General features: G+C 73.2%; 16 protein-coding genes. 6 read left to right on the forward strand and 10 right to left on the reverse strand.

What is annotated here, in order from left to right:
* From ACFTZC_RS39980 to ptsP, 3 genes are all read left to right on the forward strand, one after another.
* Positions 1-211 (forward strand): hypothetical protein (locus tag ACFTZC_RS39980; protein WP_382898793.1); only part of this gene is annotated, 211 nt, incomplete at its 5' end.
* 247 nt (positions 212-458) lie between these two features.
* On the forward strand, positions 459-908 hold the full coding sequence (locus ACFTZC_RS39985; protein ID WP_382898794.1) for a PTS glucose transporter subunit IIA: 450 nt from the start codon (positions 459-461) through the stop codon (positions 906-908).
* A 90-nt stretch (positions 909-998) separates the two neighbouring features.
* Positions 999-2669 carry a phosphoenolpyruvate--protein phosphotransferase gene (ptsP, locus tag ACFTZC_RS39990; protein ID WP_382898796.1) on the forward strand — a complete coding sequence of 557 codons (1671 nt, stop codon included), beginning with the start codon at positions 999-1001 and terminating at the stop codon, positions 2667-2669.
* Positions 2670-2775: 106 nt separating this feature from the next.
* Here ptsP and ACFTZC_RS39995 read toward each other — a convergent pair whose 3' ends face one another.
* Both ACFTZC_RS39995 and ACFTZC_RS40000 read right to left on the reverse strand, forming a co-directional pair.
* Entirely contained in the window at positions 2776-3768 is a 993-nt protein-coding gene (locus tag ACFTZC_RS39995) for a hypothetical protein (protein ID WP_382898798.1), read from the reverse strand.
* 78 nt (positions 3769-3846) lie between these two features.
* Positions 3847-5847: an acetoacetate--CoA ligase gene (locus ACFTZC_RS40000; protein WP_382898800.1), complete on the reverse strand. Its 2001-nt coding sequence runs from the start codon at positions 5845-5847 to the stop codon at positions 3847-3849.
* Between the two features lie 231 nt (positions 5848-6078).
* Here ACFTZC_RS40000 and ACFTZC_RS40005 point away from each other — a divergent pair, with 231 nt between their 5' ends.
* A complete protein-coding gene (locus ACFTZC_RS40005) occupies positions 6079-8574 on the forward strand; it encodes a TIM-barrel domain-containing protein (RefSeq protein ID WP_382898802.1) in 2496 nt (831 codons plus the stop codon).
* Between the two features lie 100 nt (positions 8575-8674).
* Here the strand turns inward: ACFTZC_RS40005 and ACFTZC_RS40010 are convergent, their stop codons facing one another.
* Positions 8675-9214, reverse strand: coding sequence for an NUDIX domain-containing protein (locus tag ACFTZC_RS40010; RefSeq protein WP_382898804.1), 540 nt, complete (start codon positions 9212-9214; stop codon positions 8675-8677).
* A gap of 179 nt (positions 9215-9393) precedes the next feature.
* Between ACFTZC_RS40010 and ACFTZC_RS40015 the strand changes: the two genes are divergently transcribed.
* Positions 9394-10248 (forward strand): M15 family metallopeptidase, encoded by an 855-nt coding sequence (locus ACFTZC_RS40015; RefSeq protein ID WP_382898806.1) that lies wholly within the window; start codon positions 9394-9396, stop codon positions 10246-10248.
* A 127-nt stretch (positions 10249-10375) separates the two neighbouring features.
* On the opposite strand, the gene ACFTZC_RS40020 is transcribed toward ACFTZC_RS40015, so the two are convergent.
* Genes ACFTZC_RS40020 through ACFTZC_RS40035 form a run of 4 tightly spaced genes read right to left on the reverse strand, consistent with a single transcriptional unit; the run spans position 10376 to position 14750 of the window.
* Positions 10376-10984: an ATP/GTP-binding protein gene (locus ACFTZC_RS40020; protein ID WP_382898807.1), complete on the reverse strand. Its 609-nt coding sequence runs from the start codon at positions 10982-10984 to the stop codon at positions 10376-10378.
* Positions 10965-11360 carry a DUF742 domain-containing protein gene (locus tag ACFTZC_RS40025; RefSeq protein ID WP_329828358.1) on the reverse strand — a complete coding sequence of 132 codons (396 nt, stop codon included), beginning with the start codon at positions 11358-11360 and terminating at the stop codon, positions 10965-10967. Before ACFTZC_RS40025 ends, ACFTZC_RS40020 begins: the two co-directional genes overlap by 20 nt.
* 10 nt (positions 11361-11370) lie before the next feature.
* A complete protein-coding gene (locus ACFTZC_RS40030; RefSeq protein ID WP_329828359.1) occupies positions 11371-11811 on the reverse strand; it encodes a roadblock/LC7 domain-containing protein in 441 nt (146 codons plus the stop codon).
* Positions 11808-14750, reverse strand: coding sequence for a nitrate- and nitrite sensing domain-containing protein (locus ACFTZC_RS40035; RefSeq protein ID WP_382898809.1), 2943 nt, complete (start codon positions 14748-14750; stop codon positions 11808-11810). The genes ACFTZC_RS40030 and ACFTZC_RS40035 overlap by 4 nt, the downstream gene beginning before the upstream one ends.
* 447 nt (positions 14751-15197) lie before the next feature.
* On the opposite strand from ACFTZC_RS40035, the gene ACFTZC_RS40040 reads away from it, so the two are divergent.
* A complete protein-coding gene (locus tag ACFTZC_RS40040; RefSeq protein WP_382898810.1) occupies positions 15198-15668 on the forward strand; it encodes a hypothetical protein in 471 nt (156 codons plus the stop codon).
* Here the strand turns inward: ACFTZC_RS40040 and ACFTZC_RS40045 are convergent.
* The 3 genes from ACFTZC_RS40045 to ACFTZC_RS40055 form a co-directional block, all read right to left on the reverse strand.
* Positions 15655-20607 carry a hypothetical protein gene (locus tag ACFTZC_RS40045; protein WP_382898812.1) on the reverse strand — a complete coding sequence of 1651 codons (4953 nt, stop codon included), beginning with the start codon at positions 20605-20607 and terminating at the stop codon, positions 15655-15657. The two genes, ACFTZC_RS40040 and ACFTZC_RS40045, sit on opposite strands and share 14 nt — an antisense overlap.
* Positions 20608-20676: 69 nt before the next feature.
* Positions 20677-21588 (reverse strand): hypothetical protein, encoded by a 912-nt coding sequence (locus ACFTZC_RS40050; protein ID WP_382898814.1) that lies wholly within the window; start codon positions 21586-21588, stop codon positions 20677-20679.
* A 320-nt stretch (positions 21589-21908) separates the two neighbouring features.
* Positions 21909-23453 (reverse strand): hypothetical protein, encoded by a 1545-nt coding sequence (locus tag ACFTZC_RS40055; RefSeq protein ID WP_382898815.1) that lies wholly within the window; start codon positions 23451-23453, stop codon positions 21909-21911.
* Positions 23454-23469: the final 16 nt, after the last annotated feature.

Genomic DNA, 23469 nt, shown 5'->3' on the forward strand with positions numbered 1-23469 from the left:
AACATTCCGGGAGGTCGGGGTATCAACATATCTGGCGTTGACTTTTGGCACGCTGTTGAGTTCTCAAGGAACGGACGCTTCCTTCGTACTCACCCTCTCGGGCTTTCCTCCGGGCGCTTCCCTTCGGCATTTCGTGCTTCAAACTCTATCAGGTCTTTTTCGACTTCCTGACCAACCGTTCCGCAGGCATGCAAAAGCGGAGTCCGAATGACGATCAAGGCTTGATAGATGCCGCCGACCCCCGACTCGAAGTCGTGTTGGTGTCAGGCAGGAGTACGACAGTACATCCCTCCGGTCGGGACAGGCAAATCGTTTCCGGTGCTCCCGAGGCCCGCCAACCGGCAGCTCTTACTCGGAACCGTCACTTCCTATGACTTACCCTTCTGAACAGCGCGTCGTTCCCCTACGGACGGTGACGACGGCTCCTGCTTCTTTCCCCGCCCCCTGGGAGGCTCCCCATGACCCTCGTCTCGGCCCCGCTGCCCGGACGCGCCGTCGGACTGCCCGCCGTCCCCGACCCGGTCTTCGCCGGCGCGATGGTGGGGCCCGGCACCGCCATCGATCCGGAGCGGGCGCCCGGCGAGGTCGTCTCACCGGTGGACGGGGTCGTCGTCTCCCTGCATCCCCATGCCTTTGTCGTCGTGGACGACGAGGGACACGGGGTACTGACCCACCTCGGCATCGACACGGTGCAGCTCAACGGTGAGGGCTTCGAACTGCTCGTCGACAAGGGCGACACGGTCAGCCGTGGGCAGGGAATCGTGCGCTGGGACCCCGCCGCGGTCGAGCTGGCCGGCAAGTCGCCGATCTGCCCGGTCGTGGCTCTGGAGGCCACCGCCGACGCGCTCGACGATCTCCGGGAGGACGGCGACGTGAAGACCGGCGACGCGCTGTTCGGCTGGCAGTGACGCCGCCGACGTATGTCAGTGACGGGCGCGGGGCGTCCGTCGTACATCCATCGCGGCGAGTCGGTCGCCGCATAACCGGAGACGGGTGAAATGGAGACAACTCTGCGAGGCGTCGGGGTCAGCCACGGAGTGGCGATCGGCGAGGTCCGGCACATGGGGACCGCGGTGCTCGAACCGCCGGCCAAGCAGATCGCGGCGGAGGAGGCGGAGCGCGAGCAGGGGCGCGCCCACCAGGCTGTCGAGGCGGTGGCCGCCGATCTGATGGCCCGGGGCAATCTGGCCGGCGGAGAGGCCCAGGCCGTGCTGGAGGCCCAGGCGCTGATGGCGCAGGACCCCGAGCTGATGGCCGACGTGGAGCGGCGTATCGCCGTCGGGTCCACGGCCGAGCGCGGTGTCTACGACGCCTTCGCCTCGTACCGGGCGCTGCTCGCCGGAGCCGGTGAGTACCTGGCCGGGCGCGTCGCGGACCTGGACGATGTGCGGAATCGTATCGTCGCCCGGCTGCTGGGGGTTCCGATGCCCGGTGTGCCGGACAGCGACGAGCCGTACGTACTGATCGCGCGCGATCTCGCGCCGGCGGACACGGCGCTGCTCGACCCGGCTCTGGTGCTCGGCTTCGTGACCGAGGAGGGCGGGCCGACGAGCCACAGCGCGATCCTCGCGCGGGCGCTCGGAGTGCCCGCCGTCGTCGCGCTGCCGGGTGCGGGAGAGATCGCCGAAGGCACCGTGATCGCGGTCGACGGCAGTACGGGAGAGATTTTCGTCGACCCCGACGCCGCGAAGCGCGCCGAGCTGGAGGCCTCCGCCGCCGCGCGGAAGGCCGCGCTCTCGGCGTCCACCGGGCCCGGCGCGACCTCCGACGGGCACAAGGTGCCCCTGCTCGCGAATGTGGGCGGGCCCGGGGATGTACCGGCCGCGGTCGAGGCGGGGGCGGAGGGCGTCGGTCTGTTCCGTACCGAGTTCCTGTTCCTGGACGACAGCGAGCGGGCCCCCTCCGAGGAGAAGCAGGTCGAGGCGTACCGCAAGGTCCTCGAAGCGTTCCCGCAGGGCCGGGTGGTGGTACGGGTGCTGGACGCCGGCGCGGACAAGCCGCTGGACTTCCTGACCCCCGCCGACGAGCCCAACCCGGCGCTGGGTGTGCGCGGGCTGCGGAGCCTGCTGGACCATCCCGATGTGCTGCGCACCCAGCTCACCGCGCTGTCGAAGGCGGCGGCCGGACTGCCGGTGTATCTGGAGGTCATGGCGCCGATGGTGGCCGACCGCGCCGACGCCAAGGCGTTCGCTGACGCGTGCCGCGAGGCGGGGCTGAACGCGAAGTTCGGTGCGATGGTGGAGATTCCGTCGGCCGCTCTGCGGGCCCGGTCGATCCTTCAGGAGGTCGAGTTCCTTTCGCTCGGGACCAATGACCTGGCGCAGTACACCTTCGCCGCCGACCGGCAGGTGGGCGCCGTCTCCCGGCTCCAGGACCCGTGGCAGCCCGCGCTGCTCGATCTGGTGGCGCTGTCGGCCGAGGGCGCGAAGGCCGAGGGCAAGAGCTGCGGTGTGTGCGGCGAGGCGGCCGCCGATCCGCTGCTCGCCTGTGTGCTCACCGGTCTCGGTGTGACGTCGTTGTCGATGGGCGCGGCCTCGATTCCTTATGTCCGGTCCGCGCTGGCCAAGCACACGCTGGCGCAGTGCGAGCGTGCCGCGGCCGCGGCACGGGCGACGGACTCCGCGGAGGAGGCCAGGAAGGCCGCCCAGGCGGTGCTGTCCGGCGAATGAGCCGGTGATCCGGGTTCCGGTTCCTGAGGGGCTTCCTGCCGTGCACGGCAGGAAGCCCCTTCTTCTTGGCCTCGACTTCCAGTGGATTCCAGTGGTCCAGTGGGTTCTAGTGGTGGGGGCCGCTTTCGTCGAGGTGGAGGTCGAAGCCGGCGCAGTACTCCACGCCCGGCTCGGGTGAGAGCGGCTCGCCGGTGTCCGCGTCGGTGCAGTAGGCGCTGAAGACCTCGCCCTCGGTGAGGGGGACGAGGCTCCCGGCGGCGAGGCGCCAGCCGCGCAGCCGGTCCGGGGTGCCCGGCTCCGTCGTACGGAGCACCACTCCCCCGGCGCTCTCCAGGGCGATGCCCGCCGCGAGCACGCTGACGAACTCGGCCGCCTCGGACGCGTCGAGGCGGGCCGCCTCGCCGTCCAGGGACGCGATGTCCTCGGGCACCGTGGCGCCGCCGGACGGCGACGCGCCCTCCGCGCCCTCCGCGCGTTCCACGTGCAGGACGGCCAGGAGCTGTTCGTCGCCCGCGGGGACGCTGCACACGAGGTGGTGGGTGCCGGGTCCCGCCTCCTCCAGCAGGCGCAGCAGGATGTGGGAGGCGCGGTCGAAGGCCGCGGTTCCGATGTCCTCTCCGCACTGCGCGCAGGTGCCGAGGTCGGCGAGGAGCGTCGTCACGTACTCCCAGGTGGCCTTGCGGATCGCGGTGTTGACCAGCTGCGGGACGAGGGTGTCGATGGGCTGGCCCGTGTAGGCGACGGCGGCGCCGCTCGCCGGGATGGCGGCGGTGAAGCGGCTGCGGCTGTCCGGGGTGTCCGGGTCGAGCCCCGTCTCCTCGCAGTACTCCGCGAACTCCTCCGGGTCGAAGAGGGCGACGGTGGTGTGCACCCCTTGTGCGGCGAGCGCCCTCAGCAGCCCGTCGAGCTGCCGGAGATAGGCCGCGTGGTCGTCGAAGGTGAAGCTGGGATAGCTCCGCATCGCGGTGAAGTCCCGCTCGTCGGCCAACAGGCCGACGATGCTCGGGACTTCACGGCGCAGCGCGCGGCGCCTGGCCGCACGGGTGCGCGTGCGGTCGGTGTGCGTACGGTCAATGTGCTTGCGGTCGGTGTGCGTCATGACTCCCCCTGAACACGGTCGATCTTTGCTCACTCAGAGTAATTGGGGGGTCTGACAACGGGCGGCCCGCCGCCGGGATCAGGGGCGTTCGCGGGCGAGCCTCTCGTAGAAACGGAGCAGTTCGAGGTTGTCGACGGAGCCGGCGTTGACGGCCTTGTCCAGCGGTGTGCCCTGGAGGAGGCGCTTGACGGGGACCTCGATGCGTTTGCCCGTCAGTGTGTGCGGGACGCCGGGGACTTCGACGATCTCGTCGGGGACATGGCGTGGGGAGAGCTGTTCGCGGATCGTCCGCCGGACACGGTCACGCAGTGCGTCGTCGAGTACGGCGCCCTCGGCGAGCTGGACGAAGAGCGGCATCCAGTAGCCGCCGTCCGGCTCCTCCACTCCGATGACCAGGGATTCCCTGATCTCGGGGAGGCGTTCGACGACTTCGTAGATGTCGGCGGAGCCCATCCGGACACCCTGGCGGTTCAGGGTGGAGTCGGAGCGGCCGTGGATGATGACGGATCCCCGGTCGGTGAGGGTGATCCAGTCGCCGTGGCGCCAGGCGCCCGGGAACATCTCGAAGTAGCTGTCGCGGTAGCGGCTGCCGTCGGGGTCGTTCCAGAAGCGGACGGGCATGGACGGCATGGGCCGGGTGACGATCAGTTCGCCGACCTCGCCGACGACCGGCCGGCCCTCGGGGTCCCAGGCCTGGAGGTCGGTACCGAGGCAGGGTGCCTGGAGTTCCCCCACGTGGACGGGGAGGGTGGGGACGGCCCCGGCGAAGCAGCTGCACACGTCGGTGCCGCCGCTGACGGAGGCGATCCACAGATCCGCGGCGACCTCGTCGTGGAGCCAGCGGAAGCCGTCGGGCGGCAGCGGCGATCCGGTGGTGGCGACGCAGCCGACGCGCGAGAGGTCGTGGTCACGCCCCGGGTGCACGCCGGCCTTGCGGCAGGCCATGACGTACGCGGCCGAGGTGCCGAAGAGAGTGGCGCCGGTCCGCTCGGCGACGGCCCACTGGGCGTCGACGGAGGGGTAGCCGGGGCTGCCGTCGTACAGCACGACCGTGGTGCCGGTGAGCAGCCCGGAGACGAGGAAGTTCCACATCATCCAGCCGGTGGAGGTGTACCAGAAGAAGCGGTCCTCGGGGCCCAGGTCGCAGTGGAGGCCGAGTTGTTTGACGTGTTCGAGGAGGATGCCGCCCTGGGACTGGACGATCGCCTTGGGCAGGCCGGTGGTGCCGGAGGAGTAGAGGACCCACAGGGGGTGGTCGAAGGGGACGTGCTCGTAGTCGAGGGCCGCCGGCCCGGCCGAGGGGTCCTCGGGCGGTGCGACGACGTCCGTCCAGTCGAGGGTGCCGTCCGGCGCCGGTGTGCCGAGCAGAGGGATGTGGACCACGGCCCGCAGGGTGGGCAGTTCGCGGCGGAGTTCCGCGACGGTCCCGGTGCGGTCGTGCTCCTTGCCGCCGTAGCGGTAGCCGTCGACGGTGACGAGGACGACGGGTTCGACCTGCTGGAAGCGGTCGAGGACGCCGCGGGCGCCGAAGTCGGGCGCGCACGAGGTCCAGGTCCCGCCGACGGCCGCGGTGGCGAGGAACGCCACGACGGCCTGCGGGATGTTGGGGAGGTAGCCGCTGACGCGGTCCCCCGGGCGTACGCCGAGCTCGCGCAGCCGGGCCGCGAGCGCGGTCACCTGGCGGCGCAGCTCCGCCCAGCTCACCGCGGTCTGCTCGGACGTCTCGTCGACGTACAGGAGCGCCGGTTCCTGGGCGCGGGCCGGGTCGTCCGCCGTACGCAGGGCGTGCTCCGCGTAGTTGAGGGTGGCGCCAGGGAACCACTGGGCGCCGGGCATGGCGCGGTCGCCCAGGACGCGTTCGTACGGGGTGGCGAACCGGATGTCGAACCAGTCGGCGACGGCGGCCCAGAACGTCTCCAGCTCCTCGACCGACCAGCGGTGCAGTGCCGCGTAGCCGCCGTCGGCCGGTGCGCCGTACCGCTCGGCCGCCCAGCTCTGGAAGCGGGTGATCCGGGCCGTGGCGACCCGGTCCTGGCTCGGCTGCCACAGGGGGGTGTCGGGGCTGGCGGCTGCGGTCATGGGGCGGCTCCCGGCTGGCTCGGCAGTGGTCACGTGTGACGTGGTGACGCGCGTGTGGTGACGTGGTGCGCGGTGACTCGGTGCGTGGTGACTCGGTGACGTGGTAGGGACGATGCCACGTGATCGTCCGTGGCACCAGGTTCCGTCCGTGATGTCGGACCGGGGGCGCCACGGGTGAACGGGAGTTGAACGGAGTCCCCCGGAGGCGACCCGGATGGCAGGCTGAGCAGCATGGACGGTCGGGAACTGGTGCGTTCGATGAGAGTGGTCGGATCGGTGCGGGGGCTGCGCTCCGTACGGTCCGCGTGGCGTGGGCGGCGGGCGGACGCCCGGGAGCTGGCGCCGCGCGGTCCGGAGCGGGCCCGGGTGCCGGGGCCGGTCACGGGGGCCGAGCCGCTGCCGGGCGGTGGGACGGTGCGGTTCGCGCGGGCGGAGCTGCGGGTGTGCGTCATGGTGGGCGGCGCGGTCTTCTGGGGGTGGGACGGGGCGGGTCCGCTGCCGTCGTACGGGCTGGCCGGTGCCCCGCCGGAGCCGGATCCGCGGGCCGGTCTCGAACCGGACAAGAACGGCGGCTGGCGGGTCGTGTCGGAGCGGGTGACGGTGGCGGTGTCACGCCACGGTGGTGTGGAGGTCCGTACGCCGGGGGGTGTGGTGCTCCGCCGGGAGTTGCCGCCCCGCTGGTGGGAGCCGGTGGCGGGCGGCGGCGCGCGCTGGGTGCAGCGGACGGAGGTGGCGGCGGACGCGCGGTTCTTCGGGCTGGGCGGGCGGGCGTCGGGGCCGCGGCTGCGGGACGGCACGTACCGGCTGTGGAACACGGATCCGGGCGGCGGGTTCGGTCCGGGGGACGATCCGTTGTACGTGACGATGCCGGTGCAGGTCGTCGTGGCCGACGCGGGTACGCACCTCGCCTTCCACGACAACTCCTGGGACGGCCGGGTCACGCTGCGCGAGGGAGAGGAGGGCGCGGGCTCCGGGCACGACCGGCCGGGCACCGCCGAACTGCGGATGGAGGGCGGGCCGCTGCGCTGCTGGGTGGTGACCGGCACCCCGGCGCGGGTGCTGCACGGCTGGACGGCGCTGAGCGGCGCGCCCGTGGCGCCGCCGTCCTGGGCGCTCGGTCCGCAGCACGCGCGCTGGGGGTTCGGCAGCGAGCGGGAGGTGCGGCGGATCGTGGCGGGGTACCGCGAACGGGATCTGCCGCTGTCGGCGGTCCATCTGGACATCGACCACTACGACGCGCACCAGGTCTTCACGGTGGACCGCGAGCGCTTCCCCGATCTGCCGGGGCTCGCGGCCGAGTTGCGGGCGGAGGGGGTGCGGCTGGTCTCGATCGTCGATCCGGCGGTGAAGGCGGAGCCGGGGAACGCGGTGTACGACAGCGGGCGCGCGCTCGCGGACGCCCCCGGGGACGGCGGGGCGTTCGTACGGGACGCGCGCGGGCGCCCGGTGCGGGGCGTCGTCTGGCCCGGTGAGTGCGTCTACCCGGATTTCACCGATCCGGCGGTGCGCGACTGGTGGGGCGAGCTGTACGAGGAGCGGCTGGCGCAGGGGTTCGCCGGGGTGTGGCACGACATGAACGAGCCGGTGTCCTTCGCGCCGTTCGGCGACCCGACCCTGCCGCGCTCGGCCCGGCACGCGCTGGAGGGCCGGGGCGGCGATCACCGTGAGGCCCACAACGTGTACGCGCTGACGATGGCGCGGGCGGGGTACGAGGCGCTGCGGCGGCTGCGCCCCGAGCAACGGCCGTTCCTGTTCTCGCGCTCGGGCTGGGCGGGGATGCAGCGGTACGGCGGGACGTGGTCCGGTGATGTGTCGACGGGGTGGCCCGGGCTGCGCGCCTCGCTCGCGCTGGTGCTGGGGCTCGGGCTGTGCGGGGTGCCGTACTCGGGTCCCGACGTGGGCGGTTTCGACGGGAGTCCGTCGCCCGAGCTGTATCTGCGCTGGTTCCAGCTCGGCGCGTATCTGCCGCTGTTCCGTACGCACGCGGCGATCGACGCGGGGCGCAGGGAGCCGTGGGAGTTCGGCCCCCGGGTGCTGGAGCACGCGCGGGCCGCGCTCGACGAGCGGGAGCGGCTGCGGCCGTACTTCGTGACGCTGGCTCAGCTCGCGCGGCTGACGGGGGCGCCGTACGTCCGGCCGCTGTGGTGGGGCGCGCCGGAGGACCGGGCGCTGCGCGACTGCGAGGACGCGTTCCTGCTGGGTGACGCGCTGCTGGTGGCGCCGGTGCTGACGCGGGGCGCGGACCGGCGGGCGGTGCGGCTGCCGCGTGGGCGGTGGTACGACACGGTGACGGAGCAGGCGTACGAGGGGCCCGGCCAGGTGCTGCTGGACGCGCCGCCGTCCCGTATTCCGGTGCTGGCCCGGGCGGGTGCGGTGATTCCGGTACGGGGTGCGGACGGGGGCATGGAGCTGGAGGTGTGGACTCCGGCCGGGGGGCGCGCGGGCGGCGGGCTGGTGGTGCTGGATCCGGAGGACGGTGGCGACAAGCCGGCGGAGGACGCGGGGGACGTGGCTCCCGGGCGCGAGGCGGTCGGCGGGGCAGACGGGACCGTCGGCGGGGCGGAGCGGGGCGCGGTGGGCCGGGCCGAGGGGGAGGAGCCCGAGCCCCGGGTGGAGCGGTACACCTCGCGGCTGGTGGACGGCGCCGTCCGGGTCGAGCGGGTGACGGACGGGGGCGCGGTGCCCCCGCGGTGGCCGGTACGGGTCCGGGGCCGGGCCGCCGGCTGACCGGGCGGCCGGGCCGACCGGGCCGACCGGGCCCATGCGGCCGGGGCGCCCGGCAGGCCCCGGGGTCCGACAGCCGCCGGAGCCCCGTTCCGACGTACGGTCAGCCGCGTGGCCCGGTGGCGTAGCGGCCGGCGAACCAGGCCCGTACCGCCTCCGTGTGGAGCGGGAACGCCAGTTCGGCGGGGGCCCGCAGCAGGTGCAGGCCCGAGGTCTCGGCCGTGGGGACCGAGGGCGGCAGGCTCGCGGCCGGGCGTTCCGGGAGGAGGCCGAAGAGGAGGAGATGGCCGTCGGGTGAGCTGAGCGCGTCGGCCAACGTGACGTCCCGCTCGTCGGCCTCGATGCCGGTCTCCTCGCGGAGTTCGCGGACGAGGGCGTGGCGCCAGTCCTCCCGGTGGTCGACGAATCCGCCGGGGAGGGCGACGCCGCCGTACGCGGGTTCGATGGTGCGCGTGATGACGACCAGGGAGGTGCCCTCGTGGTCGGTCACCGGCAGCAGGGCGACGGCGACGGGCAGCGGGTTGCGGTAGGCGGTGGCGCCGCAGGCCGGGCAGGTGCGGGGCCAGTCGGCGACCGCGGGGTACGGGGCGCCGCAGTGGCCGCAGTACGCGTGGGGGTCGGTCTTCTTCCGGGGCTCGGACACGCCGGGACTGTACCGGACACGCCGGGGCCGTACGGGACGCGCCGGGACCGTACCGGACACGGCCGGACCGTACCCGACACGGCCGGACCGTACCGGACATGGCCGGGACCACCCGATGGGGCGGACTGTATGCGATCGCCCTTTCCCCTCGCCCGTGAAGCTGATAGATCCATGTGGTCATGACAAGAATCGCGTTCCCGCGCCGCGCCCTGGCCGTCACGGCCGCCTGCGCCGCCGCGCTGCTCACTGTCATCACGCCCGCCCCGAGTGCCGGAGCGTCCTCCGTCGCACGGCTCGGAGCGGCGCCCGCCGCGGTCCGCTCCGAGCCGACCGCGCCCGCGGAGTTCGTCGCCCTGCGCACGGTCGCTCCGACGATCATCCAGGAGATGCGCTATCCGACCGGGCACACCTTCCTGGGCCGGCCGGTGGACGGCTACCGGGAACCGGTCTGTATCGTCACCCGGTCCACCGCCGAGGCGCTGCGCACGGCGCAGTGGCGACTGCTGCGGAAGGGCTACTCCCTGAAGGTGTACGACTGTTACCGGCCACAGCGGGCCGTGGACCACTTCGTGCGCTGGGCGAAGGATCTCCAGGACGAGCGCATGAAGGCGGAGTTCTATCCGCGCGTCGACAAGTCACGGCTGTTCGAGGACGGTTACATCGCGGAGAAGTCCGGGCACAGCCGCGGTTCCACGGTGGACCTGACGCTGGTGAGGCTGCCGGCCCTGCCGACGCGTCCGTACGTACCGGGCGAACCCCTCACTCCGTGCTACGGACCGAAGAAGCAGCGGTTTCCGGACAACTCCGTCGACATGGGAACGGGCTTCGACTGCTTCGACACGCTCTCGCACACCGACGACCCGCGCGTGCGGGGTGCCCAGCGGGCGAACCGGCAGCTCCTGAAGTCGGCCCTGGCCGAGGTGGGATTCACCAACCTGCCCGAGGAGTGGTGGCACTTCACCCACAAGCCGGAGACGTTCCCGGACCGCTACTTCGACTTCCCGGTGGCATGGGGCTCGGTTCTCGGCCGCTGAGTCCGGAGAACGGCGCGGGACGGCCGGGACCACCCCCGTGGGCTCCGGCCGTCCCCCGCGGTGGGGGACGCCGGGCGCCCGTCTCCGGTTCTCGTGCCGGAGAGGGGCCGGAGGGGGCGGGGGTCGGTCAGGAGGTGGGCGCGTGCTCACGCGACAGGGCCGCGCGGGTCATGGCGTGTTCGACCACCGAGACCAGCACCTCCTTGACGGACTCGCGTTCGCGCGCGTCGCACATCACCAGCGGGACCTCGGGGTCGAGGTCGAGCGCCGAGCGTACGGTCTCGCCGGGGAAGCGGTCGGCCCCCTCGAAGCAGTTGACGGCGACCGTGAAGGGAATGCCGCGCCGTTCGAAGTAGTCGACGGCGGCGAACGAGTCCGCGAGCCGCCGGGTGTCGGCCAGCACGACGGCGCCCAGGGCCCCCTGGGCCAGTTCGTCCCAGAGGAACCAGAACCGGTCCTGCCCGGGCGTGCCGAAGACGTACAGCACGAGGTCCTCGCGGAGGGTGATCCGGCCGAAGTCCATGGCGACCGTGGTGGTCGTCTTGGACTCGACGCCGTCGACGTCGTCGACGGGCCGGCCGGCCTCGCTCAGCATCTCTTCCGTACGGAGCGGCCTGATCTCGCTCACGGCGCCGACCAGGGTGGTCTTGCCCACCCCGAAGCCCCCCGCTACGAGGATCTTCAGCGCCACCGGATCGACCGGACGCTGCCTGCGGCTAGAGCGCCCGAAGACCATTGATCACCTCGCGGAGAATGCTCACGTCCGGCAGCTCGGCCGGCGGAACGGGACGGGTTACACGCACGATTTCGTCCTCGACGAGATCCCCGACGAGCACCCGGACCACCCCTACGGGGAGATCGAGGCCCGCCGAGAGTTCGGCGATCGACTGGGGACTCGTGTAGCAGCGATCCACGATCTCCACGTGTTCCGGGGAGAGCGTCTGGTCCCGGCCGGGGTCGCCGGCCTCGGGTTCGCATACGACGAGCGCGATCAGGTCGAGCTGGTGGCGCGTCGCGCTGCTGGTGCGGCCACGCGTCATCGCGTACGGACGCACCACCGGTCCGGCTTCGCCGTCGAACCAGTGCTGCGGATCCTGACCTGAGTCACTCATCTCAGCCCACTCACCCTCCGGCGGGCAGGCCGGTCCGTGGGGCCGTGCCCAGGTGGACCCCGACCCGCTTGACCATGAGCGTCATCTCGTAGGCGACCTGACCGACGTCCGAGTCCGCGTCGGAGAGCACGGCGAGGCAGCTGCCGTCACCCGCCGCGGTGACGAAGAGGAAGGCGTCGTCGAGTTCGACGACGGTCTGCCGGACCCGGCCGGCCTCGAAGTGCCGGCCCACGCCCTTGGCCAGGCTGTGGAATCCGGAGGCGACGGCCGCGAGGTGCTCGCCGTCCTCACGCGTCAGGTCCTTCGACGTGCCGGTGGCGAGGCCGTCCCCGGAGAGGACCACTGCCTTACGGATGCTGGCGACGCGCTCGACCAACTCGTCGAGCAGCCAGTTGAGCTCTCCCGCGCCATTGGGGTCGGTGGAGCGTGCTGCGACATTCGGTGCGGTCATCGACCGTCCCCCTCCGATGTGTTTCCTTGTGTCTCGACCCGGGCGCTGGAGTCCTCGGCGTCGTTCTGCCGACGACCGCGCTGCCAGCCGCGTTGGAGCGACGCCATACGGCTGCGGACCTCGTCCGCGTCCCGCTCCTGCTCGACGGGCCGGCCCTCGCCGGGCCCCTGGCCGGAATTCCTGTCCTGCGCGACGTCCCTCAACTGCGGGGCCAGGCTGGCCTGCCGGACCCGGCGGGGCAGTCCGTCGATCATGGCCGGTGCCTGGTCCGAGGGTGTCCCGGTCCCGGCCTCGGCCCCGGTCCCGGCACGGCGGGTGGTCTGCGGCGGGATGCCGGACCAGCCGCGCCCGCCCGTCCCGCCGGGGGCGGGCTGGTCCTGTGCCGGGTGACCGCGTTCCGGCTCGTCCACCCGGCGCCCGCGGTCGGCGACCAGGGTCGGGGGCTTGCGACGGGGCAGGACCGGCTCGTCGGCGGATCCGGATCCGGTGTCGGCCCCGGGGTCCTGCCGGGTGTGCCGGCCACGCGGAGCCGGGGTGACCCGGCCGTCACGCCGGTCGCGGAAGTCGCGGCCGTCACGGCTGTCGCGGTTGTCGTCGCGGCGGTTCTCGTCGCGGAGCTCGCGCAGTTCGTCGCGGCTCATCCGGGCGTCCCGTACGTCGTACAGGTCGCCTCGGGCGTCGCGGCCGTCGCGAGTGTCCCGTACCTCGTAACCGTCACGTCCCTCACGCCGGGCGTGGGCGTCGGGTGTGCTGTGGGCGGTGTCGCGGAGGCGCTCGCGCGCGCGGAACAGGCCGCCACGCTCGCTCTCCGTGTCATCGAGATCGCCGATGCCGTCACCTCCGCCGATTACCGGCCCGCTGTCGGCACCCAGAGCACCGACCGGTGCTTCGAGTTCGACCGGGCCGTCGAGCACGGACGGGCCGCTGCCCAGTCCGGTGGGGACCTGCGCCAGGGCGGTACGCCGCCCGCCGCCGGAGTCGGCGCGGCCGCGCCCCCGTTCCAGGGCGTTCTTCCGGTCGAGCCGGAAGCCGGTGCCCTCCGTCTCGGGGGCGTCGGTGAGCAGCGCGACGGGCAGGAAGACGATCGCCGTCGTCCCGCCGTACGGGGACGGCTGGAGGGAGACCCGTACGTTCTGCCGCTGGGCGAGCCGGCTGACGACGAACAGTCCCAGCCGGTCGGTGTCCGACAGTTCGAACTCGGGGGTCTCCGCGAGCCGGAGGTTCGCGTCGAGCAGCACCTCGGGGGCCATGCCCAGGCCGCGGTCGTGGATCTCCAGGGTGAAGCCGTTGGCGACCCGCTCGCCGTGCACCTGCACCGCGGTGTGCGGGGGTGAGAACACCGTGGCGTTCTCCAGGAGTTCGGCGATGAGGTGCGTGAGGTCCGCGACCGCGGGGCCGCCGACACCGATCCTCGGGAGCCTGCGGACCTCGATGCGCTCGTAGTCCTCGACCTCCGCGACGGCCGCGCGTACGACGTCCATGAGCTGGACGGGCTTGCGCCACTGGCGGGAGGGGGCGGCGCCGGAGAGGATCACCAGGCCTTCGGCGTGGCGCCGCATACGGGTGGTGAGGTGGTCGAGGCGGAAGAGGTCGGCCAGCTCCTCGGTGTCCTCGGTACGGCGCTCCATGGTGTCGAGGAGCGTGAGCTGGCGGTGGAGCAGGACCTGGTTGCGGCGGGCGAGGTTGACGAACACCTCGGAGACGCCGCGCCGCAGGTCGGCCTGTTTGACGGCGGCCTCGACGGCGGCGCGCTGAAGGGTGTTGAGGGCCTGGCCTACCTGGCCGACCTCGTCCCTGTCGTATTCGAGACGCGGCGCCTCGGTCTCCACGTCGACCGGGTCGCCCGCGGCGAGCCTGCGCATGACGCTCGGGAGGCGCACGCCGGAGACCTCGTGGGCCTCCTTGCGGAGCCGGGAGAGGTCGCGGATCAGGTCACGGCCGACGCGGGTGGAGACGAAGATGGAGATGAGGAGGGTGAGCAGGCCCAGGGCCGCGGCGAGGCCGGTTCTGACGAAGACGTCCTGGCGGACGGGGTCGATGTGGTCCCGGTAGAGGGAACTGGCCTCCGCGCTCTCGTCGGTGAGGTCGCTGAGGACGGAGGCCGTCATCCGCTGCCAGCTCCTGGCACTGACCGACTTCGGGTTCTTGGCCGGCCCGGCGGCGATGAGGCGGTCCTCGGTCTCGCGCAGTTCCAGGGTGGCGGGGGTCCGCCAGTACTGCTCCAGCGTCGCGCGGTCGGAGAGCGGCAGGTCGGCCAGGTTGGACTCGTAGAGCAGGACGCGGTTGGCGACCAGGTCGGAGGTACGGCGCAGGTCCTCGGCGGTCATCTCGCGGCCGACCAGCGCGGAGGCGACGAGCGCGTCCTCCCGGGAGAGCATCTCCTTGGCGCGGTCCAGGCCGATCAGCGCACGGCCCCAGTTGTCGCCGTCCATGTCCTCGTTGCTGTAGAGGGAGGCGAGGACGTTGTGACCGGGGTCGATGAGCTTGTTGTAGAAGTCGAGGGCACCCTCACGGGTGACCGTGCTCTCCTCGACTGACCGGCGCATCAGGTCGAGACCGTCCAGGTCGCCGAGGAGCCTGCCGAGCCGGTCGGAGGTGATGCTGTCCATCCGGTCCCGCACGCCGGACGCAGCGTTACGTCTGATCGTGGTCAGCGCCCGGTCCGTGTCGCTGCGGCGGCTGCGGAGCTCGGTGAGCGAGTCGACGGCCTCGGGGTCCGCCAGGAAGATCAGCGTCTGGCGGCGCTCGCTCTGGAGGACCCGGATGCTGTCCTCCACCGGGTGGCCGATTTTCTCGATCGCGTAGCTGACGTCGACGAGTTGCTTGGCCGGGGTGCCGGCGAGCGTCGTCGCGAGCCCCCAGAGAACGGTGAGCCCGATGAGCGGCACGAGCAGCAGCGCCACGATCTTCCGGCGGATGGATTTCCCGCGAAAGCGCATGGCCTCCCCCTGGTCGATCCCCGCCTGATGCGGGAGATACTTCGTCAGCAAACGGCGCGAGCCTACTACTGTCACACCGGCAACTCGAAGACACGTCCGGATGTTTTTCAGCCGTCCCCTGCCTCCTTGATCATGAGTTGTCCCGGTATTCGGCGAGATGGCTTCCGCCTCTGATGTATGGAGGCCACGAGGGAAGACACGTACTGGTCAAGACAGATGGCCGAAATCGTTCGCTTGACGGCCGAGTGACGGTCCGATGACGGCCCGGACGGGAATCTTCGTGGGTGGACATTCGTCGTTATGTACGGGGATCAGGGGGAAGTCCGGAGCGCTACGGGCGGTTCGCGCATCACCGTTCGGAATCGGTTCGATTCCGAAGTGGCGTGAAGCGTGACGAGCCGGGCAGTCCCCCTTGGGACGGACAGCGGGGTTGGGGAGTGACGGTCCATGCAGCAGACGGATGAACGACGGGGTTCGGTGCGGGCGGGGGAGTTCGAGCGGGTCTCGCGCGGGTTGTGGGTCGAGGAGCCCGCGCGGTCCTACCGCATGCCGGATCCGGTCAGGACGGCCGCGGTCCGGGCGGTCATCATCACCGCGGTGACACTGATTCAGGCCATGATTGCGTTTCTCAGCACGCTCGCGGGGTCCTGGCTGGCCTTCCCGATGGTGCTCAGCAGTGTGGCCTCGACGGTGGTCGCGACGTGGGGTGTGCTGGACGTCTGGGTGACACGCCAGGTGTGGAACCAGCGTTACGGAGTGGTGTCCGTGCCCAGCAGTACGGCACGCCAGTTGCGCCGCGAGCGGCGCAGGGCGCGGCGGGCGGACAGGAAGGCGGCGCGCGAGGGGGTACGGATACCGCCGGCGGGCGCCGCCGCCCTGGGCGAGGAACAGGCGGGGGCCGGGCTCAAGACGGCCTGACCACCCGGCCCTCTCCGGTGTCCGACGGAGCTGGAGCCGGGGCTGGCGTGGCGGCCGGGGCCGGGATCCGGGCGGAGTCCGGGGCTGGGGCCAGGTCCGGGGCCGGGGGCGGCGTGGAGGCCGGGGCTGGTGTGGCGGCCGGGTCGGGGGTTCGCTTGAACATGCGGGTCGCGGTGATCTCGCCGTGCACGGGCTCACCGTCCGGGTCCTGCTGCGGCAGCCCGGGACGCAAGTGCTCCTCCACACTGATGTACTTCAGCCCGGCGCGCAGATCCGCGTCGTTGCGCAACCTGATGACCAGCGGGAATTCGGCGAGCGCCGTCGTGTCGAAGAGACCCGTGGTGTAGAGGAGCTGCACCCCCAGCGCGTCCGAGACCGCGCGCTGCAGCTCCAGCAGGTACGTGGCGTTGGCACGGCCGATCGGGTTGTCGAGGAAGAGCGTGCCCGCGTGCCGGTGTTTGTCGCGCCCCCGGTCGTTGCTGCGGAGCGCCGCCATCGTGCAGTACAGAGCGATCGCGGCGGTCAGCAGCTGACCGCCGGAGAAGACGTCGCCCATCTGACCGACGGGGACGCGCTCCGCGCGCAGCACGGCGTCGGGCTTGAGGATCTCGACGGCGATGCCCTTGGGTTCGAGGGCGGCCTGGACGCCGCGCAGCAGCAGGGACATGCCGTCCCTGCGGAGGTCGGAGTTCTTCTTGAGGGCGGCGCGGGTCGCCTCGTCGACGACCTCGCCCAGCCGTTCGGTGAGCGTCGCGCGGTCCGGCTCCTCGAAGCGGATCCGCAGGAACTCCTGCCCCGACCACTCCCCCAGGCCCTCGGGCAGCCGGGAGAGCCGCTGGGCCGAACGGAGCGTCGTCAGCGCGGAGTCGACCAGACCACGCAACCGGTCGACGATGGAGTCGCGGTTGCGCTCCAACTGCGCCAGCTCGTCCGTCAGCACCCTCAGCCGGGGTGCGAACGCCTGTGCCCACGCCGCCGCGTGCTCGGGCAGCGCGGCGGCCGGGAGCTCGCGGATCTGCTGGCGCGCGGGGGTACGCACCTGCTCGTACCGGGTGGAGTTGGCGTGCCGTACGAGCACGTCGCACGCCTCCCGTACACCCGCCTCCGCCGCCGAGAGGTCGGCCGCGCAGCCGCGCAGCGCCCGGCGGGCCTCGCCCGTGGACCCGCGGGCCTCCTCCAGCGTGCCCGGATAGGGCTCCGGCGGGCGCGGCGCCTCCTCGGGGCCGGTCTCCTCGGTGACGGCGCCGCGCAGCAGGTCGCGCAGGAGGGCCGCGGTCTCGTCGAAGCCGCCCGCCGCCTCCTCGGCGGCGCGGTGCGTGTACAGCAGCTCGCTGTGGGCGGCCCGCGCCGTCTCCAGCGCGTCGGTCCGTACGGCCAGTTCGGTGGTGGCGGTACGGAGCAGGATCTGCGCCTGCTCGGCGTCGGCCGGGACCTGGTCCTCGGGGAGTTCGGTGTGGGTGTCGCCGTCGGCGGGGGCCAGCCGCTCGGCCTCGCCGCGGAACCGGCCCAGTTGCTCACTGGCGGCCGAGGCGCGCGACTCCAGCATCTGGACCAGGGACTCGGCGCGGGCCGCGGCGGCCTGCCGGGAGGGCCCGTCGGCTCCGTCGGTGGATTCGAGCAGTTGCCCGGCGCGGGTACGGACCTTGTTGGTGAGCCGGTCCAGTTCGGCGAGGGCGGCGCTCTCGTCGCCCTCGGCGCGGGCCTGTTCGGCGCGCAGGTCGGCGCCGACGCCCACCTTCTCGTACAGCTGCGAGGCCGCGCGATAGGCCTCGCGCAGGGCGGGCAGCGCGGCACGCGGGGCGTCCGGCGCCGCCTCGGGGATCGTCTCGGGGGCGCCGGCGATCTCGGCGCGCTCGGCGCGCAGGGCGCGTGCGGTCCGGCGGGCGTCGTCACCCGCGCGCTGGGCGGCCCTGCGGTCCTCGTCGGCGGCGCGGGCCCGCTCCAGGCAGACGGCCGCGCGCGCCTCGTACTCGGTGGCGTCGTCGGCCAGTTCCCGGAGCTTGGCCTGCCATCCGGCGCGTTCACGGAGCCGGTGCGCGAGCCCGGAGAGCACGTCGGCGGCCCGGCGGGCGCGCTGGGCGGCCTCCTGGCGTTCGTCGCGGACCCGGGCGGTGTCGGCGGCGGCCTCGTCCGCCTCGGCCCGTACCGTACGGGCCTCCGCGAGCGCCGCCGCGGCCGTCTCCGCGCTCTCCCGGGCCGTGGCCGCGGCGGCGGACAGCTCCGTGAGCATGCCGGGCGGGCAGTCGGCGCGCCAGGAGCCGATCCGGGCGGCGAGCGAGCGGTCGCCGGTCAGCCGGGCGGCGAGGGTACGGATCTCCTCGTCGCGGGCGGCGGCGCGGGCGCGCAGCGTCTGCCGCTCCTCGTCGGCGGCGTGCTCGTCGTGCATGGCCGGGTTCGGCGGTACGAGGAAGACGCCGAGAGCCCCGCTGTCCTCGGTACCTTCCACGCCCGGCGGCGGCACCGGGGCCAGCAGCGCGGCGGCGGTGCCGACGGCCACGGTGGAGCGCGGCAGCAGCGCGGCGCCGGCGAGCGCCTCCCGGGCGCGGGCGTGCGAGTCGGGGTCGGTGATCACGACGCCGTCGACCAGCTCGGGCCTGGCGGCCAGGACGGCGGCGTGGTCGGCGGGGTCGACGGCCTGGGCGAGATAGCGCCAGCCGGGCAGCGCGGGGATGCCGTGTTCGCCGAGGAATTCGACCGTGGCCAGCACGTCGGGGCCCGGCGGCAGCAGCCCGCCGTCGCCGAGGGCGCCGAGGATCCGCGCGTCGTCGGCGGCGGCGGTCCGCAGCTCGAAGAGGTTCCGCTCGGCGGCGGCGATGCCCTGGTCAAGGAGTTCGCGCAGCTCGTCGGCGTACCGGTCCAGCTCCTCGGGGCTCAGCGGGCCCTCGGAGGAGTGCGGGGACGCCCCGGGCCGACGGGCCGCGGGGCCGTCGGGCGCCGTGTTCCGCGCCCCGGTCTGCGTCCCGGCCTGCGTCCCGGTCTGCGGACCGGTCTGCGTCCCGGCCGACGTCGCGTTCGTCGTCCCGTCGGGCGCCGGGTCCGTGCCGGTGCGCTGCCCCGGGACCCCCGCCTGCGACGTGGTCAGGGCCGTCACGGTCGTGGGCAGGCTCAGCAGTTCGGCGAGGCGTTCGTCCCCAGCGATGGACTCGGCGGCGCGGCGCTCGGCCTCGTAGGACTGCTCGGCGGCGCGGGCGGCGTCGGCGGCGCGGGCGGCGGCCAGTTCGGCGCGGGATTCGGCGGAGGCGCCCTCCCTGGCGCGCTCCGCCGACGTACGCGCCGCGTCGCGAGCCGCGTCCCAGAGGGCGACGGCCGCCTTCTCCGCGTCGCTGGCGGCGAGTGCGGCACGGGCCGGGTCGGCGTCGGGCGCGGAGTCGTCGAGCCAGCCGGCCCGGACCGCCTCGGCCGTCTCCTGCTCGACCTCGGCGAGGCGCTGGCGCAGATGCCCGGCCTCGCTGCGGGCGCGCTGTGCGTCGGTGGCGGCGGCGGTCGCGTCGCGGTGGGCGGCCTCGCCGGTCTCCTGGAGGGTGGCGGAGCGCTCCTCCTCCTCGTTCGCGAGGCGCTCGCCCTCCTCGGCGGCGGCGTGCAGCGCCCGTACGAGATCGGCCGCGGCGGTGGCGCGGGCGGCCAGCGCGGGCGCGGCGTCCCGTTCGGCCTCCCGGATCGCGGCGGCCACGCGGGCGGAGCGGTCGGACGCCGCGCGGTGGCGCAGCACGCTCTCGGCGGCCTGCCAGGCCGAGTGGAGCGTACGGGCGTCGGTGAGCTCCCGGCGCTGGGCAGCGGCGCGCTTCTCGGCGGCGGTGAGCGCCAGGGAGGCGTGCCGGTAGGCGAGTTCGGCGGCGATCAGCGCGCTGTGGCCGCGCGACCGCTCGGCCTCGGTCACGGTGTGGGCGGCGGCGGTGACCCGCTGGGCGAGGTCGGCGGCCCGGCCGCGCTCCTCGCCGGCCCGCGCGGTGAGCCGGGTGACGAGCGTACGGGCCCGGCGCTCGGCGCCCGCGTGGACGTCGCGGGCGCGGGCGCGGGTCTCGGTCGCCGCCACGATCCGGCCGAGGAGATCGACGGAACCGGCGGTGAAGTCGCGTTCCGCGGTGAGTTCGGCGCGGCGGCCCAGCTTGTTGCCGAAGCCTCCGACGAGGTCGGCGAGGCCGTCGGTGTCCCGGGTGTCGGTGACGGCGCGCAGCAGGAGGTCGGTGAAGTCGGAGTCCTTCTTGACGGCGAAGAGACCGGCGGCCTCGCCCTCGTCGGCGTTCATCTCGCGCTGGTAGCGGAAGAGTTCGGGGTCGAGGCCCAGATCGCCGAGGTGTTCGTTCCAGCGGTCGTGGATCTCCTCCCAGTGGACGTCCAGATGGGGGTAGAACTTCCCCGCCTCGGTGAGGGCGTCGCGGAAGCCCTTCATCGTGCGACGCCTGCCGCGCGCGCCGGAGACCCCCTCGGCGGGCGGCCGGACGGCGGTGGACTCGGCGACCGGCAGCGAGTCGAGGCTGAGTCCGGGGCCGGGCCGGAAGGAGTACCACCCCTCGGCGAACTTCCGCGGGTCGTTGGAGACCTGCCGGCCGCGCCACTCGCTGGCCTTGCCGACGACGACGAGTTCCCCGGTGAGGGTGTGCTGCCACTCCAGGGCCACATGGCCGCAGTCGTCCGCGAGCAGGAACTTGCGCAGCACGCCGGAGCTGGCACCGCCGAGTGTGTTGCGGTGTCCCGGCAGCATCACCGAGAAGATCAGCTTGAGCAGGACGGACTTGCCGCCGCCGTTCTCCAGGAAGAGCACGCCCGCGGGGGCGGGGCGGCGGGGCGGGCCGACCGGCTCCTCCTCGAAGAACTCCGCCTGGGTGGGCGCGGGGTGGGGCACGGGGGCGCCCACTCCGCGCAGGTCGAGCACGGTGTCGGCGTAGCGCGCGCCGGCGGGGCCGATGGAGTAGAGGCGGACCCGGGACAGCTCGTACATGGCGGACTCTCGTCTGGTGAATGGCGGGGCGGGTGGCCGTGGGTGGGGCAGATGGGCGTGGGCGGGGTGTCAGGCGTGGAAGGGCAGGCCGGCGTCGGCGGCCAGTTCCAGGTCGTCGCCGTCGGGCGGGGGCAGCAGGGTGGCGGAGCCGTCGGTGACGGGGACGACGCCCAGCTCCAGCAGTTCGGTGAGGGCCGCGTGGCCCGCCATGTCGCGCACCTGGAGCTGGTAGCGGGCGGTGGTGCGGTAGGCGCCTCCGGCGTCGTCGCCGGTGCGCTGGAGGAATCCGGAGTCGGTGAGGAACGCGACGGCCTTGCCGATGATGCCGGTCGTGGAGCCGGCGAGACGGCGGGCGTCCTTGGTGGCGCCGGTCGCGCTGCGCCGTGCGTAGGTCCGCCAGGCGGCCTCCAGGCCGGGGGCGTCGGTCGACGGGTCGGTGTTCTCCCCGTCCCGCTCGGCGCGCTCCTCCAGGCGGCGGCAGGCCTGTCGTACGAAGGCGTCCACCCCGTTGACCGTGATCCGGCCGATGTATCCGTCGTCGGCGAGGTCCTCGGGGCGGGGGAAGGCCAGGGCCGCGACGGCGAGATGGGCCAGGCCGTGCAGGAAGCGGTCGGCGGAGTCGGTGGAGGCGCGGCGCGCGTAGTCGCCCATGCGGACGGCGAAGACCGAGTCCTCGGCCGCGGTGACGGCCATGCCGGCGCGCGGGGAGACTTCGAGGACGACGAGTCCGAACCCGGTGGCGACGGCGTCGGCGACGCGGGCGAAGGCGGGGTCCTCGCGGTAGCGGCGGAGCAGTTCGGTGTACTCGGCATCGCGGGCCGGCAGCAGTTTGGGCTGGAGCCCGAAGGAGACGAGGCGGGCGGCGTCGGCGGCGTCGGCGGGGGTGAGCGCTCCGCCGGTGCTCGGCCTGGAGGGCTCGGGCGGGGCCTGGTCGGTGGGGTCGGGCCACGCGGCGGGGGGTTCGGCGTGGTGGTCGCTCACGGGGTGGCTCCTTGATTCTGTGCCGTGGCGGGCGGTGTGCCGTCCGGCTGGGGTACGTGGCTGGGTGCGGGGCCCGGGGCCTCCGGAGGCACATGCCCGGACGGCATGATTTACGCCGCGTGCGGGGTGAGGAACAGGGGGCGCGGGCCGCTTGTGCGGCACAAATCACGCTTTAGTGTCCGGACACGCACCTCCTCCGACCCCGACCCCCTCCCGCCGGTGGGTCGCCCCAACGCACCGACCGGGCTGAGGGTGTGGTGCCCTGCCGGCCGGTGGGCCGCCACCAGGCATCCCGGCTTGAGGTGAGTGCGCGGCGCCGGTCATGCCGCCTCCGTGCGGTCCGCCGTCATGCCTGCCGCGTCCAGGAGGGCCGTGCCGACTATCAGGTCCGCGCCGCCGAACTCCGGGTCGTCCAGGGGGGTGCCGTCGTCCACCGCGAAGAGCAGGCGCTCCTCGCCCTGGCGGTAGGCCGTGCCCACCGGGGGGCTGGCGGCGTGGATGGCCAGGAGGGCGACGAGGTAGGGCAGTTCCGGATCGCGCAGGCGGGCCTCCGCGAGGAGGCCGGAGAGTCTGCGCGGCGCGTCGTGTTCCAGGTCGAGGAGTTCCTTCGCGCTGGCGAGCTGTTCCTCGCTGAAGCGGCTGTCGTCCGGGGTCGCGATCAGGTCCGGTTCCGGCATCTCCGCGCCGAGGTGTTCGCGCTCCACCGGTGGGGTCAGCAGCAGGTCGATCAGGTCGCCGACCCGGACGGAGGCCGGGGTGCGCAGGCCCGTGCCGCGGGCGAAGAAGGCGTCGGTGACACGGGCGGCCCGCTCCACCGGGAGCGGCAGCAGCGGGGCGACGAGCTGTCCGTACAGGTCGAGTCCGGTGTGCGCGGCGGGCCGGGCGAAGGCCTGGCGGTCCTGTTCGGCCCGGAAGAGGGGGCCGGCCTCCAGGAGGCGGGACTGGAGCTGGGTGTGGCGGCGGATGCAGTCCTTGACGATGTCGACGAGTTCGGCCGCGCGCCGCTTGTGCTCGGCCGTCCTGGGGTCGGTGCCGGTCTCCGCCTCGTCCCGCGCCTTGCGGATGTTCGTCAGGATCGCGTTCTCGTGGCGGTACCGGTCGGCGACATGGTCGAGTGCCTCGTCGATCATGTCCGGTACGGCGTTCAGCCAGTCGACGGCCCGTACGTTGCGCCGGGTCGCCTCCAGGGTTCTGCGCAGCGTCTCCGCGTACTGCACGGTCCGGTACCGGGCCTGTTCGGCGGCGAGCTGGGCATCGGCCAGCCTGCCCCGGCTGATCAGGACCTCCAGCTTGACCTCGGCGGCGATCTGGGCGCTGGTGACGTCCGTGTCGAGGGCGCCGACCAGGACGTTGACCGCTTCGTCGGTCGTACGGAGGAAGACGCTGCCGCCGTGTCCCGGGACCTCTTCGATCAGCTTGAAGTCGTAATCCCTGCGGGTGTAGACGCCGTCCGTGCCGAACGTGCCGTAGACGGCGCGGAAGCCGCGGTCCACGCTGCCCACGTTGATCAGGTTCTCCAGGACCCAGCGGGCGACGCGTTCGTGCTCCGCGGCCGGGCGGCGGGGGGCCTGGGCGGCGATGCGGGGAAGGAGCCTGGACACTATCTGTTCGTGGTCGGCGCCGGTGTCGAAGTCCATGTTGAGCGTGACCAGGTCGATGGCGGAGAGGGCGACCTCCGCCATCGCGTACACCGAGTACTCGCCCGCCAGATTGGCCTTGCGGGCGTCCAGGTCGTGCAGCGGCGCGGTGCAGGCGAGCGCGCGCAGGCGGCGCGCGAGCCCTTCGTCGGCGGCCGGGCCCTGGGCGGGCCGCGGCCCCGCGCTGAACTGGGGCGGAACGAAGTCCGTCGGGGCAGGCGAAGTCACGGGGAACAGATTAGGT

This window comes from Streptomyces sp. NPDC056987 (genome assembly GCF_042673865.1).
GTDB lineage: Bacteria > Actinomycetota > Actinomycetes > Streptomycetales > Streptomycetaceae > Streptomyces.